Source organism: Kribbella sp. NPDC050241 (assembly GCF_044459685.1).
Classification (GTDB): domain Bacteria; phylum Actinomycetota; class Actinomycetes; order Propionibacteriales; family Kribbellaceae; genus Kribbella.
In genome coordinates this window covers 847,971-863,222 of sequence record NZ_JBITJE010000002.1, presented here as the reverse complement: position 1 = coordinate 863,222, position 15,252 = coordinate 847,971, and the positions used below count along the sequence as shown (strand labels likewise).

13 protein-coding genes are annotated in these 15,252 nt (G+C 67.4%); 7 read left to right on the top strand and 6 right to left on the bottom strand.

The genetic code is table 11. The features are described 5' to 3' along the window. Positions 1-21 precede the first annotated feature (21 nt). A complete protein-coding gene (locus tag ACIBG5_RS12005) occupies positions 22-2,511 on the top strand; it encodes a YfhO family protein (protein WP_396391550.1) in 2,490 nt (829 codons plus the stop codon). On the opposite strand, the gene ACIBG5_RS12000 is transcribed toward ACIBG5_RS12005, so the two are convergent. After that, complete coding sequence (locus ACIBG5_RS12000) at positions 2,501-3,493, bottom strand: ABC transporter permease subunit (RefSeq protein WP_396391549.1); 993 nt, start codon at positions 3,491-3,493, stop codon at positions 2,501-2,503. The genes ACIBG5_RS12005 and ACIBG5_RS12000 overlap by 11 nt on opposite strands. After that, positions 3,493-4,413 (bottom strand): ABC transporter ATP-binding protein, encoded by a 921-nt coding sequence (locus ACIBG5_RS11995; RefSeq protein WP_396391548.1) that lies wholly within the window; start codon positions 4,411-4,413, stop codon positions 3,493-3,495. Before ACIBG5_RS11995 ends, ACIBG5_RS12000 begins: the two co-directional genes overlap by 1 nt. Positions 4,414-4,590: 177 nt before the next feature. Here ACIBG5_RS11995 and ACIBG5_RS11990 point away from each other — a divergent pair, with 177 nt between their 5' ends. From ACIBG5_RS11990 to ACIBG5_RS11965, 6 genes are all read left to right on the top strand, one after another. Continuing rightward, positions 4,591-4,896 carry a metal-sensitive transcriptional regulator gene (locus ACIBG5_RS11990; protein ID WP_131353076.1) on the top strand — a complete coding sequence of 102 codons (306 nt, stop codon included), beginning with the start codon at positions 4,591-4,593 and terminating at the stop codon, positions 4,894-4,896. A gap of 34 nt (positions 4,897-4,930) precedes the next feature. Next, positions 4,931-5,149 (top strand): heavy-metal-associated domain-containing protein, encoded by a 219-nt coding sequence (locus ACIBG5_RS11985; protein WP_360452697.1) that lies wholly within the window; start codon positions 4,931-4,933, stop codon positions 5,147-5,149. Further along, positions 5,146-6,144, top strand: a complete 999-nt coding sequence (locus tag ACIBG5_RS11980; RefSeq protein ID WP_396391547.1) for a hypothetical protein — start codon at positions 5,146-5,148, stop codon at positions 6,142-6,144. Before ACIBG5_RS11985 ends, ACIBG5_RS11980 begins: the two co-directional genes overlap by 4 nt. Positions 6,145-6,155: 11 nt before the next feature. Next, a complete protein-coding gene (locus ACIBG5_RS11975) occupies positions 6,156-8,375 on the top strand; it encodes a heavy metal translocating P-type ATPase (protein ID WP_396391546.1) in 2,220 nt (739 codons plus the stop codon). Positions 8,376-8,466: 91 nt separating this feature from the next. Then, complete coding sequence (locus tag ACIBG5_RS11970; protein WP_396391545.1) at positions 8,467-8,847, top strand: helix-turn-helix domain-containing protein; 381 nt, start codon at positions 8,467-8,469, stop codon at positions 8,845-8,847. Next, on the top strand, positions 8,840-10,162 hold the full coding sequence (locus ACIBG5_RS11965) for a type II toxin-antitoxin system HipA family toxin (protein WP_396391544.1): 1,323 nt from the start codon (positions 8,840-8,842) through the stop codon (positions 10,160-10,162). The genes ACIBG5_RS11970 and ACIBG5_RS11965 overlap by 8 nt, the downstream gene beginning before the upstream one ends. Here the strand turns inward: ACIBG5_RS11965 and ACIBG5_RS11960 are convergent. The 4 genes from ACIBG5_RS11960 to ACIBG5_RS11945 all read right to left on the bottom strand — a co-directional run bounded on the left by ACIBG5_RS11960 (position 10,155) and on the right by ACIBG5_RS11945 (position 15,183). Further along, the gene (locus ACIBG5_RS11960) at positions 10,155-11,696 is read right to left on the bottom strand and encodes a glycoside hydrolase family 13 protein (RefSeq protein ID WP_396391543.1); all 1,542 of its coding nucleotides are present in this window, start codon (positions 11,694-11,696) and stop codon (positions 10,155-10,157) included. The two genes, ACIBG5_RS11965 and ACIBG5_RS11960, sit on opposite strands and share 8 nt — an antisense overlap. A gap of 87 nt (positions 11,697-11,783) precedes the next feature. Continuing rightward, a complete protein-coding gene (locus ACIBG5_RS11955; RefSeq protein ID WP_396391542.1) occupies positions 11,784-12,653 on the bottom strand; it encodes a carbohydrate ABC transporter permease in 870 nt (289 codons plus the stop codon). Beyond that, positions 12,650-13,435: a carbohydrate ABC transporter permease gene (locus tag ACIBG5_RS11950; protein WP_396391541.1), complete on the bottom strand. Its 786-nt coding sequence runs from the start codon at positions 13,433-13,435 to the stop codon at positions 12,650-12,652. The genes ACIBG5_RS11955 and ACIBG5_RS11950 overlap by 4 nt, the downstream gene beginning before the upstream one ends. Positions 13,436-13,809: 374 nt before the next feature. Next, positions 13,810-15,183, bottom strand: a complete 1,374-nt coding sequence (locus ACIBG5_RS11945; protein WP_396391540.1) for an ABC transporter substrate-binding protein — start codon at positions 15,181-15,183, stop codon at positions 13,810-13,812. Between the last annotated feature and the right edge of the window lie 69 nt (positions 15,184-15,252).

Here is a 15,252-nt window from a genome sequence, read left to right as displayed (position 1 = left end):
GAACGAACAAAGGGGCGGGCTGTGGGATCGGAGCAAGGCACGGCGGTACAGGACCGGCCTGCCCAGGCGGGCAGAGCGGCGCTGGTGGCCGGGCTAGTGGTGGCGGCGGTGTTCGCCGCCTCCGGAGTCATCCGCGGTACCTTTCCCTTCGGTTCTGTGTCCCGCAGTACCAATGATCTTGGCACGCAGTACATCCCATTCTTCGCCCATCTCTGGGACGTCCTGCACGGCCGCGCACAGGGCGACCTGTTCTTCAACTGGCAGAGCGGCTTCGGCGTCGGCTTCCTCGGCGACTACGGCGTCGTCCTGGGCAGCCCCCTGTCGCTGCTGGTGGGGCTGTTCCCCCGCGACCAGATCGATCTGGCCGTCTACGTCATCACCGTCCTGAAACTGAGCCTCGCCGCCGCCGCGATGGCGGTGCTACTCATCAAGATGCATCGAGGACCCCATTGGGTTGCAGTAATTCTCGGAGCTTCGTACGGCGTCTGTGGCTGGGCGATCGACGACGGCGCGTACGTGCCGATGTGGCTGGACGGTCTGATCGCGCTGCCGTTGTTCTTCCTGGTCGCAGAATGGTCACTGCGAAGGACCAACCGCCTGGTCAGCGTGCTGGTGGTGGGCGTCTTCTGGGTCTCCAACTTCTACACCGCCTACATGGCCACGATCGCCGGCGGAATCTACCTCATCGCACGGTTGCTGACCAGCGACCTGCGCTGGGTGGACCGGCTGCGCGTCGTCGTCCGGCACGGAATCTCGTTCGTTCTCGGGATCGCCCTGTCGGCGCCCATCCTGCTCCCGGTCCTGATGGCCAACGGCGACGCAACACCGTCGCCGCCCGGGATCTTCACGCCGAACGAGCTGAGCGAGTTCCTGTCCCGCCTGCTCCCGCTGTCCGAGGGCGTCGGCCGCACGGCCAGCCTGTACGTCGGAACGGTCGCGCTGCTGCTCGCCTGCACACTGCCGTTCAACCGGGCGGTGCCGATCCGGACCAAGCTGGTCTGGGTGGTGACCACCGTCCTGGTCACGCTGTCGTTCCGGTGGGCGCCGACGCAGTCGATGTGGCACGGCTTCGACACGCCGAACGGCAGCCAGTATCGCGAGGCGTTCGTCCTGTGCGGCCTGATCGTGGTCATGGGCTGGTTGTCGGTTGCGTACCGCCTGCCCGGTCCGATCGCCCTGCTCGGCGGCGGCGCCCTGGTCGCCGTGATCGCGGTGCTGTCGGACGGGAGCCCCTACCTGACCGAGTACGCCGTGACCGTGCTGATCATCTCCGGCGCCGTCACCCTGGTAGCGCTCACCATCATCTGGGCGGTACGTCGCTCGCTTTCGCTGAGACGGTCGAAGTGGCCGGTGGCAGCGGCGTTCGCGCTCGTGCTGGCCGTCGTCGCGGTGGAGACGACCTGGTCCGCCGTGGTGACGGACGCGCAGCGCAAGGAAATCCTCAGCGCGTCGCTGCGTCCCTGGGACGAGCGGCAGACCCAGCGGTTCGACGCGCTGGAGGCGGCCGGCGACTGGCCGTCGTACCGGACTGACCCGGGGACCACGGTGACGCCGAACGACCCGGTGTTGCTCGGTGGGCAGGGTCCGGGTCTCTACAGCAGCCTGCTGCCGTACTCGTTGAACGAGACACTGACCAATATCGGCTTCGGCTGGACCGGCTACGGCAGGGCGAACCGCGACCTGGACAACCCGGTGGTCGACGCGATCTTCTCGGTCGGGGCCCGGATGCACCTGAACGGCGGCGACCCGGAGTTCACCCGCGCCACCGTACCGCCGCTCGTCACGGTCCGGCCCCAGCTCGGCATGACCCAGGCGCCGAACGTCTTCGTCGCCCAGGACCGGCTGCTCGGGACCCAGGTCTACCAGGTGCCGGAGTACAAGGGCAGCCGGATGCCCGGCGGCGGAAACGTCATGCTCGTCGGGCAGTGCCGCCCGGGTTCCAAGATCTTCCTGAACCTGCCGCACACGGTCGGTCAGGTGCGGCAGACCGGTGACGCCAAATGGACGGACCTGCTCGCGAGCCGCCGGCCAGGCGTGACGACGAACAGCGGGGTGGTCGGCCTCGGTACTACGCCGGCGTCCGGCGCCGCGTCCGTGGAGGTCAAGTTCCTCGGGAACGCGAAGCGTGGCCTCGCACCGCGGGGCGCGATCGGCTGCCTGGACGAGCCCGCGCTGGCGAAGGCGGTCGAGACGTTGCGCTCGACCGGGGCGACCGACGTCGAGGCGGGCGGTCATTCGATCAGCGCGACCCTCCCGGCGGGCAGCCAGGGGTACGCCGTCGTCGCCGTACCGAAGCTGCCCGGCTGGAGCTGCTCCGCCGGAGACGGCGCAGCGAAGACTCCCCGGGACTTCGGGGGTCTGATCGCCGTACCACTCGGCGACTCGGCCGACCGGATCGACTGCAGCTACACGCCACCCGGTCTGTGGCGCGGCCTGGCACTGGCCGCCGTAGCCGTTGCGGTCGCTGTCGGTGTGGCGCTGTTCGGACGGATGCGGCGGCTCAGGAGTTGATGTCGCGGCGGTGGAACACCGCGGCGCCGAAGACCACCAAGATGACCGCGAGGACGCCCAGGTACCACGCACCGCGTTCGAACGTCAGCGTCTTCACGACGCTGTTGCACAAGTAGCCGCCGTCGCTGGTCGACGAACACTGGTTGACGTAGTACGTCGTGTCGTGGCGGATGAACGCGTCGAAGTTCAGCTTCACCAGCCACGGCTGGACCTTGTTCAGCAGGTTGCCGAAGATCGCCTCGACCAGGACCAGGTACCCCATCGCGAGACCGATCGCGGCCGCGGTGTGCCGCAGCAGCAGGCCGACCACGCCGCCGACAGCCGCGCCCAGCGCGGTCAGTACGACGGCTCGCCCGGCGGTCGCCAGCAGATCACCCCAGACCTTGCCGGTCGTGGTCGCGGTGCTGCCGAGCTGGTCGACGATCAGGTAGGTGCCGACCACGAGGACTCCGAGGACGACGACCGCCACCGGCACGAATCCGATCGCGGCCGCCAGCAGCTTGCTGCCGTACACCAGTAGCCGGCGTGGTTCGAACGTGAGCCAGTTGCCGATGGCACCAGTGCTGAACTCGGCGGCGACGAAGCTCGCGCCCAGCAGGAACGCAGCGAACAGCAGCAGGTACGACAGTCCGTGCAGCAGCTCGGGCATCAGCTCGGCGAACACCGTCGGCGGCCTGCCGAACTCCTCCGGCCTCGGTTCGGGGTAGCTGCACATGTCCTCGCGCTTGGGCTTCGGATCGGGCTGCTTCTCCCACTGCTCGTTGCACGCGGCCTCGTTCGCCACGTGACCGTCCACCCACTGCTGATGGGCGATCTCGTACTGCGACTGGGCCGCACGCTGCTCCTCCTGCGACGACGGCCGTGCCTCCAGCCAGGTCGCGAACAACAGGAGCAGGGTGATCAGCAGGAGGCCGATCACACCGACGACGGTCATCCGCCGCGCGACCAGCCGGCGCAACTCGACAGTGGTGAGACGGACCATCAGATCTTCTCCTCCGCGGTCAGCTCGAGGAAGACGGACTCGAGGTCCGCGCGGACGGGGACGAGTTCGGACACGTACAGCTCCTGATGCGCCAGCCGGCGCGTGATCTCGGCCGGTTGCCCGGCGCCGTCCACCAGCAGATAGTTGCCATCGGCCCGCACCGTCATCCCTGCCGCGGCAAGGATCCGGGTCGCCGCCTCGTGGTTGTCCACGGCAACCTTGACCGTGGTCGTCGTACCGCCGCCGATCACCTCCGCGACAGTGCCGGAGGCCAGCAGCCGGCCGTGGCCGATGATCGACACGGTGTTGGCGACTTGCTCGACCTCCGCGAGGATGTGACTGCTCACCAGCACCGTCCGGCCCTGGTTGCCGAGTCCGCGCATGGTCTCGCGAATCTCCCGGATGCCGGCCGGGTCGAGCCCGTTCGTCGGCTCGTCGAAGATCAGCAGATCGGGCTCCTTGAGCAGCGTGGCCGCGATCGCCAGCCGCTGCTTCATGCCCAGCGAGTACGAGCGGAACCGGTCGTCGCCGCGCTCCGCGAGTGACGTCTGCTCGAGTACCTCGCCGACCCGCCGGCGGGGTACGCCGATCGCCTCGGCCAGCAGTTGCAGGTTCTTCTCACCGGTGAACGCCGGGAAGAACTTGGGCGACTCGACGATCGCACCGACCCGGCCGACCACCTCCGGCAACTGGGCCGGCACGCGGCGACCGAACACCGTCATCGTCCCGGCGTCAGCGCGGATCAGGCCGAGCAGCATCCGGATCGACGTGGTCTTGCCCGAGCCGTTCGGCCCGAGGAAGCCGTGCACTCCCCCGGCCGGCACGTCCAGGTCGAGACCCTGGACCGCGACGACCTTGCGACCCAGCCGGGTCCGGTAGGTCTTGCGCAGACCGCGCGTACTGATCGCCAGTTCCGGCATCGTGCCCCTCTCGTCTGGTGGCAGACGCACAGCGTGACAGGTTTGTTGCCGGACCGCTCGATGTGATACCCCCCACCCGTATCAGCCGAGCACTTGCGCTCGATACCCCAAGGGGGTAACTTCATGCCTGTCGACATACCCCCGAGGGGTAGCCGCGGACCGCTGGAGGAACCTGAGATGACCACCGACGCCGACGCTCATGTGCACGGATACACCGCCGAGAAGAGCAGCCACCTGAAGCGGCTGCGGCGGATCGAGGGCCAGATCCGCGGCCTGCAGCGGATGGTCGAGGAGGACAAGTACTGCATCGACATCCTCACCCAGGTGTCGGCCGCGACGAAGGCACTGCAGTCCTTCTCCCTCGAGTTGCTCGACGAGCACCTGTCCCACTGCGTGGTCGAGGCCGCGCAGAAGGGTGGCGCCGAGGCCGAGGAGAAGGTCCGCGAGGCCTCCGACGCGATCGCCCGCCTGGTCCGCAGCTGACACACCTGAACGCATTCGAGCTAGGAGCACCGCTATGACCACCACGATCTACTCCGTCTCCGGGATGACCTGCGGCCACTGCACCGCGGCGGTCACCGAGGAGCTCAGCAAGCTGGCCGGCGTGCAAGAGGTCAGCATCGACCTCGTCGCGGGTGGCACCTCCGCGGTGCACGTGACGAGTGAGTCCGCGCTCGACGAGGCCGCCGTTCGCGAGGCCGTCGACGAGGCGGGCTACGAACTGGCGGCGTCGTGAGCCGGGCCGTCGCGCTCCGGCTCGGCGCGTTCGCCGGTGCGCTGGCGCTCGCCTTCGGGGCGGCGTACGCGATCGGCTCCGCGGTCGACCCGATCGCGGCGGCCGACACGCCCGCGGCTCCGGCTCACGGAGAGGAAATGGGCGGTATGGAGCAGACCTCAGGACACGGCGCGGGACACGATGCCCCCGGGCAGCTGCCCGGGCTGGCGGTGTCCGACGCCGGCTACACCTTCGCGCCGGCGACGACGTTCTACCAGTCCGGCGCGAAGACCCAACTGCGCTTCACGATCCAGGGACCGGACGGCAAGCCGGTGACGCAGTACACGAAGACCCACGAGAAGGACTCGCACCTGATCGTGGTCCGGCGTGACCTGTCCGGCTTCCACCACGTGCACCCGACCATGGACGCGAGCGGGACGTGGAGCATCCCGTTCACCTTCACCGCCGGCGGCACCTGGCGGCTGTACGCCGACTTCCAGCCGGCCGGACTGGACCGCGGCCTGACGCTCGGCACCGACGTCAACGTCTCCGGTCTCTACATCCCGGTCCCGCTGAGCGAGCCGGCGAGCATCTACAGCTTCGACGGGTACGACGTGACGCTGTCAGGCACTCCGGTCGCGGGGAAGGAATCCGAGCTGACGTTCCGGGTCAGCCGGGGCGGCAAGCCGGTCACCGACCTGCAGCCGTACCTGGGCGCCTTCGGGCACCTGGTCTCGCTGCGCAGCGGCGACCTCGCCTACCTGCACAACCACCCGGCACAACACGCCGAGCCGGGGTCGAAGGGCGGCCCCGAGATCACCTTCGGCACCACCTTCCCGACCGCCGCGACGTACAGCCTGTTCCTGGACTTCCAGCACGCGGGTGCCGTGCACACCGCCGAGTTCACCGTGAAGGTGGGCCCGAACGGGACCACGATCGTGCCGCCGACACCGGTGCCGACAGCCACGACAACCACGACCGCCCCGGGGCACGAAGAGACCCCGCACGGCCACTGAGGAGGCTTGCCATGAGTGATTCCGTCGAACTCATCATCGGTGGCATGACGTGCGCCTCCTGTGCCGCCCGGGTGGAGAAGAAGCTGAACCGGATGGACGGCGTCACGGCGACCGTCAACTACGCCACCGAGAAGGCGAAGGTGACGTACCCGGCCGGCATCACCACCGACGACCTGGTCGCCACCGTGGAGAAGACCGGCTACACCGCGACCCTGCCGGCCCCTGCGGTTGCCGACGGCAACGAGAACGAGCCGGACGAGCTGAAGCCGCTGCGCGAGCGGCTGATCGCCAGCATCGTGCTGGCGGTGCCGGTGATCGCGTTCGGGATGATCCCGGCGCTGCAGTTCGACTACTGGCAATGGGCGTCGCTGACGCTGGCCTTCCCGGTGGCGACGTGGGCGGCCTGGCCGTTCCACAAGGCCGCCTGGACGAACCTGCGACATGGCGCCACCACGATGGACACGCTGATCTCGCTGGGCGTGGTCAGTGCGTTCCTCTGGTCGCTGTACGCACTGTTCCTCGGCTCCGCCGGTGAGCCGGGGATGACGATGCCGTTCACGCTGATCCCGTCCCGCGGCACCGGCGCGGAGGAGATCTACCTCGAGGTCGTCACCGCCGTGACCACGTTCATCCTGGCCGGACGGTACTTCGAGGCCCGCGCCAAGCGCCGGTCCGGCGCGGCCCTGAAAGCGCTGCTGGAGCTCGGCGCGAAGGACGTCGCCGTACTGCGGAACGGGGCCGAGGTGCGGATCCCGGCCGACCAGCTGGCCGTGGGTGACGAGTTCGTCGTCCGGCCCGGCGAGAAGATCGCCACGGACGGCGTGATCGTGACCGGCAGCAGCGCGGTCGACGCGTCGATGCTGACCGGAGAGTCCGTCCCGGTCGAGGTCGGCCCGGGCGACGCGGTCGTCGGCGCCACCGTGAACGCCGGCGGTCGGCTCATCGTCAGGGCCAGCCGGGTCGGCGCCGACACCCAGCTGGCGCAGATGGCGCGACTGGTCGAGGACGCGCAGAACGGGAAGGCCGAGGTCCAGCGGCTGGCGGACAAGGTGTCCGGGTTCTTCGTGCCGATCGTGATCGGGCTCTCGCTGACGACGATGGGCTTCTGGCTCGGCAACGGTTCCCCGGTCGAGGTGGCGTTCACCGCTGCGGTCGCCGTACTGATCATCGCCTGCCCGTGTGCGCTCGGGCTGGCCACGCCGACCGCGTTGATGGTCGGCACCGGCCGCGGTGCGCAGCTCGGCATCCTGATCAAGGGTCCGGAGGTCCTGGAGTCCACACGTCGCGTCGACACTGTGGTCCTGGACAAGACCGGCACCGTGACCACGGGCCGGATGGAGCTGATCGACGTACTGCTGGCTCCCGGGCAGGAGCGGGCCGACGTACTGCGTCTGGCCGGCGCGCTGGAGCACTCCAGCGAGCACCCGATCGCGCAGGCCATCGCCCGCGGTGCCCAGGCCGAGCTCGGGCAGCTGCCCGAGGTCGAGGACTTCGGGAACGTCGAAGGCCTTGGAGTCCAGGGCATCGTCGACGGGCACGCGGTCCTGGTCGGACGCACGCGGCTGCTGGAGGAGTGGAGCCAGTACCTGCCCGACGACCTCGCGCACGCGAAGGACCACGCCGAGGCCGAGGGCAGTACGGCGGTCGCGGTCGGATGGGACGGGGAGGCACGAGCGGTCCTGGTGGTCGCCGACACGGTGAAGCCGACGTCGGCAGAGGCCATCGGCCAGCTGAAGGCACTGGGACTGCGGCCGGTGCTGCTGACCGGCGACAACGAGGCAGTGGCACAGAAGGTCGCGGCCGAGGTCGGCATCGACGAGGTGATCGCCGAAGTACTGCCGGCCGGCAAGGTCGACGCGGTGAAGTTGCTGCAGGGCGAGGGCCGGGTCGTCGCGATGATCGGTGACGGCGTCAACGACGCCGCTGCCCTGGCCCAGGCCGACCTCGGCCTGAGCATGGGCACCGGCACCGACGTGGCGATCGAGGCCAGCGACCTGACCCTGGTCCGCGGCGACCTGCGAGCGGCGGCGGACGCCATCCGCCTGTCCCGCAGCACGTTGCGCACCATCAAGGGCAACCTGTTCTGGGCCTTTGCCTACAACGTCGCTGCGCTTCCGCTGGCCGCCGCCGGACTACTGAACCCGATGCTGGCCGGAGCCGCAATGGCCTTCAGCTCAGTCTTCGTCGTCTCAAACAGCCTCCGCCTGCGCCGATTCCGTCCCCTCACTTGAGGCACCGCTGGACCTGTGGCCGTACGACGACATCGTGAGATGTTGCCGTACGGCCACATACTCAATTGTGGACGTACGGCAACATTTGCTAATGTGGACGTACGATCACATCTTGGAGGCGGGAGCCATGCAGCTCCACACAGTCAGCGACGTAGGCGCCGCAGTACGCGATGCCCGAGTCAAACGTCGCCTCACTCAAGCCGAGCTTGCCCGGCAAGCGGGAGTGTCACGCGAATGGCTGGTGCGACTCGAGCACGGACACCCACGCCTGGAGATGCAACTGGTGCTCGACACGCTCGCGGCCGTGGGTCTGGCACTCACCGCGTCTGAGAGCGAGCCCGACGACACGTCCCATGGGACTACCTGGGATGACGTCTTGGCCGGTCTGACAGGTGCCACGCCCACGCCTGATGAGACCTCCAACCGCCCAACACAGTCAGCACGATCAGAGGGAAGCGACGAGAATGGCTGAGGATCGACTCGTCGTCTATCTCGACGGCATCCAGACGGGGATCCTCCACCAGAGTCAACAAGGCCGGCTGACATTCGAGTACGACGACAACTACCGTGTGGACCCGAGGACCCCGCCGCTTTCCCTTTCGATGCCGAAGGCCGCACAAGCGCATCCCAACAAGCCGGCGCGCGCCTTTGTCTCCGGTCTGCTTCCCGACAGCGAGGCCGCTCTCCAGCGTCTCGGGCGCAAGTACGGCGTCTCACCGAACAACCCTTTCGCGCTGCTGCGACACATCGGCCGAGACGCTGCGGGGGCAGTCCAGATCCTGCCCGAGGACGTTGCCTCACATGATGCCGCCAACCGCCAAGGGGACATCGAATGGCTCAGTGACGATGCCTTGGACAAGACATTGGCAGAACTCGCTCAAAGCCCTGACGCATGGGATCCAGGGCGGAACACGGGCAGGTGGAGCCTCGCCGGTGCGCAGAGCAAGGTCGCGTTGTTCCGATCGCCGGAAGGGCGTTGGGGAGTCCCGCACGACTCGACGCCAACCACACACATCCTCAAACCGTCGATGCCCAACTACCAGGGCCATCATCTCAATGAGCATCTCTGTCTCAGAGCCGCACAGCTGTGTGACCTGCCCGCTGCATCAACCGAGTTACTGGCCGGCGACCGCTACGAAGTACTCATCTCGCACCGCTACGACCGCGTGCTGGACTCCGAGGGGCGATGGAAGCGGCTCCACCAAGAAGACATGTGCCAAGCACTGGCTGTTCCTCCGATCAAGAAGTATCAAGAAGATGGTGGACCGGGCATCCGGCAGATCGGCGACTTGCTGACCAGAAGCAGCCTCAGCGTCTCGCGGCGGGAGAACCTCCGGAGAATGTTCGACTACATCGTCTACAACGTTGCCATCGGGGCCACGGACGCCCATGCGAAGAACTTTTCTGTCCTTCTCGGCTCTCGCGACATCCGGCTGGCACCTCTTTACGACGTGGCGACAATGCTGCCTTACGACCAAGAGCGAGGGCTCAAGTCGGCGATGAGGATCGGCGACACGTGGGACATGGCTGCAGTGACCGACCAGGACTGGGCAATCACCGGACGCCGCCTCGGCCTGAGCCCCGACGAATCCGTGAGCAGAGCAAGAGCCATCAAAGAACGTATTCCGGCCGCGTTCGATCACGCCGTCAGCGAAGACAAGATCCCTGATTCGCTACGGAGCCGGGCACGCTGGATCGCCGAGCTGATCACGGCTCATCTCCGCAATCGGCGGAACAGATGGGGCTCACTCGATGTCGCTCCTTGGACCGGTCCGGCAACTACTTGACCCAGGCTGTGCTGTCGGTTGGGAGCCTGCCGGCGTCGAGTGGGGTGCTGGTCAGCAGCACTTCGTCGTGCGGCGGCAGGTCGACCGGGGCGGCCGTCAGATTGGTGACGCAGGTCAGGTTCTCCCGCTGGAAGGTCAGCACACCCGATGGCGAGTCGAGCCAGCTGAGCGTCCCGTCGCCGAGGTAGGTGCGGCGGAGTGCCAGGCCGGTGCGGTAGAGGGTGAGCATCGAGTTCTGGTCGTCGTGCTGGGACTCGACGGTGAGGTTCTTCCAGTCGGCGGGTTGCGGAAGCCACGGCGTACCGGTTCCGAATCCGAACGGCGGTTCCTTGCCCGACCACGGTAGGGGCACTCGGCAACCATCCCGGCCGCGGTCGGTGCCGCCGGAGCGGGCGAAGATCGGGTCCTGGAGCAGCTCGTCAGGCAGGTTCTCAACCTCCGGCAGACCGAGCTCCTCGCCCTGGTAGACGTACACCGCACCCGGCAGCGCCATCGCGAGCAGGGCCGCGGCGCGGGCGCGCCGTTCGCCGAGGACGAGGTCGGTACGCATGCCGTGCTTGCGGTCCTGATGTGAGAACGACGTGTCCGGGCGCCCGTACTTCGTCACCGGCCGGGTGACGTCGTGGTTGGACAGCACCCAGGTCGGCGGGGCTCCGATCGGGACGTGCGTGGTCAGCGTGAGGTCGATCGACGCCTTGAGCTCGTCGGCCTGCCACGGGCGGGACAGGAAGTCGAAGTTGAACGCCGTGTGCATCTCGTCCGGGCGCAGGTACAGCGCGAACCGTTCCTGATCCGGCATCCACATCTCGCCGACCAGGAACCGGCCGGCGTACGCATCGGTGACCTGCCGCCAGCCGCGGTACACGTCGTGCACCTCGTCGTGGTCGGTGTACGACTCCTCGACACTGTCCAGGTCCTTGAACAGTACGGCGGCGCTGTCGATCCGGATCCCGTCGACGCCGCGGTCCAGCCAGAACCGCAGGATCGCGTGGAACTCCTCGACCACCTCGGCGTTGCGCCAGTTGAAGTCCGGCTGCTCCGGGGCGAACAGGTGCAGGTACCACTCACCGTCCTCCACCTGGGTCCAGGCGGGGCCGTTGAAGATCGACTGCCAGTCGTTGGGCGGCAGCTCACCGCGTCCCGGACGGAACAGGAACCGCTCACGCTCGGGCGACCCCGGACCGGCCTGCAACGCCTGGACGAACCAGTCCTGCTGATCGGACCCGTGGTTCGGGACGATGTCGATGATGGTTCGGATGTTCAGCGCGTGCGCCTCCGCGATGTACGCCTCAGCCTCCTCGAGCGTGCCGAAGGCCGGGTCGATCGCGCGGTAGTCGGCGACGTCGTACCCGCCGTCGGCCATCGGGGACGGGTACCACGGGTTCAGCCAGATCGCGTCCACGTCGAGCTCGGCCAGGTACGGCAGCCGCTCGCGCAGACCGGCCAGATCGCCGATCCCGTCACCGTTGCCATCGGCGAAACTGCGCAGGTACACCTGGTAGATCGCCGCGTCGCGCCACCACTCGTCAGCCATCGAATCCCCTTGTCCTTTGAGACTTCCGGCGGTCAGACCCGCCCTCTCCATCCCGCCCCGAGCGGAGCGAGGGGCGGGATGTTGTTCCTATCCTTTGAGACTTCCGGCAGTGAGGCCGGCCATAATGCTTCTTTGGAAAACGAAGAACACCAGGATCGTCGGCAGGCTGGCGATCACCAGCGACGCGATCAGCACGTTCTGTGGCATCTGCGCGGACAGCGACGCGATGCCGACACTGATCGACATCTTGTCCGTCTCCGGCAGCACCAGCAGCGGCCAGACGAAGTCCTTCCACACCGTCACGACGGACAGGATCGACACCACACCGAGGATCGGCCGCGACACCGGCAGCACGATCGACCACAGGATCCGCAGCGGCGAGGCACCATCGATCTCCGCCGCCTCCAGCAGTTCGCGCGGGATCGAGTCGAAGAACCGCTTCAGCAGGAACACGAAGAAACCGTTCGCTGCCGCCGGCAACCAGATCGCCCACGGGGTGTTGAGCAGATTCAAGTGGAAGATCGGCAGATCCTTGGCCACCAGGTACGTCGGCAGCAGCAGGACCATCGGCGGGATCATCAGCGTCGCCAGCATCGCGCCGAGGATCAGATTGCCGAAGAACGGCCGGAGCTTCGACAGCGCGTACGCCGCAGTGACGTCGACGGCGAGCGTGAACAGCCACGCGCCACCGGCGTACAGGGCGGTGTTCTTCAGGAAGACGCCCAGTTGCAGCTGTTCCCAGGCATCGGCGTACACCCCGAGGTCGAACGACTTCGGGAAGAAGCTGGGCGGGATCTGGGCCAACTCGTCCGGAGACTTGAGCGCGCCGGTCACCATCCAGTACAGCGGGAACACGAACGCGCCGGTGAAGCCGACCACGACGACCGTCAGGATCGTCCAGTAGATCAGCCGGCCGCGCGGGGTCCGCAGCGCGAGCGGCGACACCAAGGTTCTCATCGGGCCTCCTCCTCGCGCGATACGCGCAGGTAGATCGTGGAGAACACCAGCAGGACGAGCATCAGCATCAGGCCGAGCGCGCCGCCGCCACCGAAGTCGCCGAAGTTGAAGGCGTACTGGTACATCAGGTAGGCGACCGTGACGGTCGCATTCTCCGGGCCGCCGCCGGTCAGCAGGTACGGCTCGATGAACACCTGCATGGTCGCGACGACCTGCAGCAGCAACATCACCAGCAGGATCAGCTTGGTCTGCGGGATCGTCACGTGCCACACCCGCCGGAACAGGCCGGCGCCGTCGAGCTCGGCCGACTCGTACAGGTCGCCCGGGATGCTCTGCAGCGCGGCGAGGTAGATCAGCGTGCCTGTGCCGAGGTTCATCCAGGTGGACACCAGCACCAGGCTCACGAGCGCCGTACTGGTGGAGTCCAGCCAGCTCAGCGGCGGCAGGTGGAAGACGTCGAGGATCTGGTTGAACAGGCCGGAGCCTGGGTCGTAGAACCACTTGAACAGGAGGACGGCGACGGCCGGCGGCAGCATCACCGGGAGGTAGACGACGAACCGCAGGTAGGCCTTCGCGTGCCTGAGTTCGTTGAGTACGACGGCCAGCACGAACGGCACGGCGTACCCGATCACGAGGGCGAGACCGCTGAACGCCGCGGTGTTGAGCCACGCGGACCGGAATGCTGGATCCTCGATCACGGTCCGGAAGTTGTCGAACCCGACCCACTTCCCCGGGTCGACGAAGTTGTTCTCCTGGAAGCTGAGAACCACCTCGCGCACCATCGGATACCAAGAAAACAAGGCGAAACAGATCAACGCCCCACACAAGAACCCGTACGCCGTGAGATTCCGCCCGAGTGCTCTCCGCAAAGCACCCTGGCTGTCGGGGATGGGGGGTTGATCAGCAACGCCCACCCCAGCCAGGGGGCGCCCACCTCCCGACGTGCCCTCCGCGGAGCCGCGGCGCCCAGCGCCCTGCACAGAGCCGCGGCGCCCACGTCCCGACGTGCCCTCCGCAGAGCCGCGGCGCTCGGCGCCGCGCCGGGCCCATCTGCGGCGTCCGGCTCCTGCATCGCCACCGGCCCGGAGGTCTCCTCCCCCACCGCCCGCCGGCCCCGCGGAGCGGGGTCGGCGGGCTTCTGTTCGGTTGTCCACCATCAGGTGTTCTTGGCCAGGATCTTGTTGGCCTTGCCCTCCGCATCGGAGAGCAGCTTGTCTATGTCGGCATCCTTTCGCGTGAGGACGGCCGACATCGCCACGTCCAGGACGGCGTACAGCTCCTGCGCCTTCGGTGGCTCGAGCTTGTTGGTGATGGTCGACTGCGCCGCGACGTACGGCGAGAAGTGGTCGACCGGGACCGTCGCGTACTGCTTGCGCAGGTCAACGATCTGCTTGCCTGGCGCGGAGTCGCCGTACAGGTCCGGGATCGGCAGCCCGACCGGACGTCCCTGCTCCTTGGCCCGCGCGTAGTTGAACTGCCCTTGACCCGGCGTCAGCTCGTGGAAGTTCAGCCACAGCAGGCCGGCCTTGATCTTCTCCGGCGTCGCCTTCGGGTTGAACATGTAGCCGTCGCCACCACTCAGCGACGTCTTGCCCTCGGACTCCGGTACGGCGGTGACGCCGTAGTCCTCGAATTTGCCCTGGAAGTCGTTGTTCACACCCTGCACGACGTCCGGCGCACCGATCATCATGCCGAGCTTGCCGGAACCCATCATCCGCATCAGGTCCTCCCACTGGAGGAGCTGCTTGCTGCCCATCGAGTTGTCGTTCCAGCGCATCTGCTTGAGGTTCTCCAGCACCGCCTTGCCTTCGGCGCTGTTGAACGCGGCGGTCTTGCCGTCGTCGCTGACCATCGACCCGCCCCGTGCGTACAGCGAAGCGGCGAAGTGCCAGCCGCCGGTGTTGCCGGCGGAGTACTCACCGAAGCCGACGTACCCGGGCCCGATCGCGGCGATCTTCTTCGCCGCCTCCTGCACCTCGCCCCACGTCTTCGGCGGGCTGTCCGGGTTCAGGCCGGCCTGGGTGAACAGCTTGCGGTTGTAGACCAGGCCCATGTTGTAGTTGTTGCGCGGCAGCCCGTAGGTCTTGTCGCCGTCCTTGAACACGCCCATCACGTCCGGCCGCAGGTCCTTGACGGCCTTGACGTCACCGACGTACTGGCTGATGTCGGCGGCCTGCTTGGCCTTGATGATCTTCTGGACGTCGGTGAAGTAGACGTAGAACACGTCCTCCTGACTGCCGCCGGCCAGCTTCGCCTGGAAGGTGTCCGGGTTGATGCAGGGGAACGCGTCCTTGCTCTGGATGGTGATGTTCGGGTGCTGCTGCTGGAACGCGGCCACGTCGGCGTTCCAGCCTTCCCGCTCCTTCGGATTGCTCTTCGGCGGCTGGCAGCCGACCGTGATGGTCACCGGGCCGTCGCTGCTCGCTGATGCCTGAGCACTCGGTTCGTCGTCCCCCGACCCGCAGGACGCGGCCACCAGCCCGAGTCCCGCGACCAGCAGCAGGCTGAGCCCGCGCCGCGTTGTCCTCATCGATCCACCCTCTCCCTCGATCTTGCGGACACCGTAGGCAACTCGACAGCACTGCGCAATACTCAAATA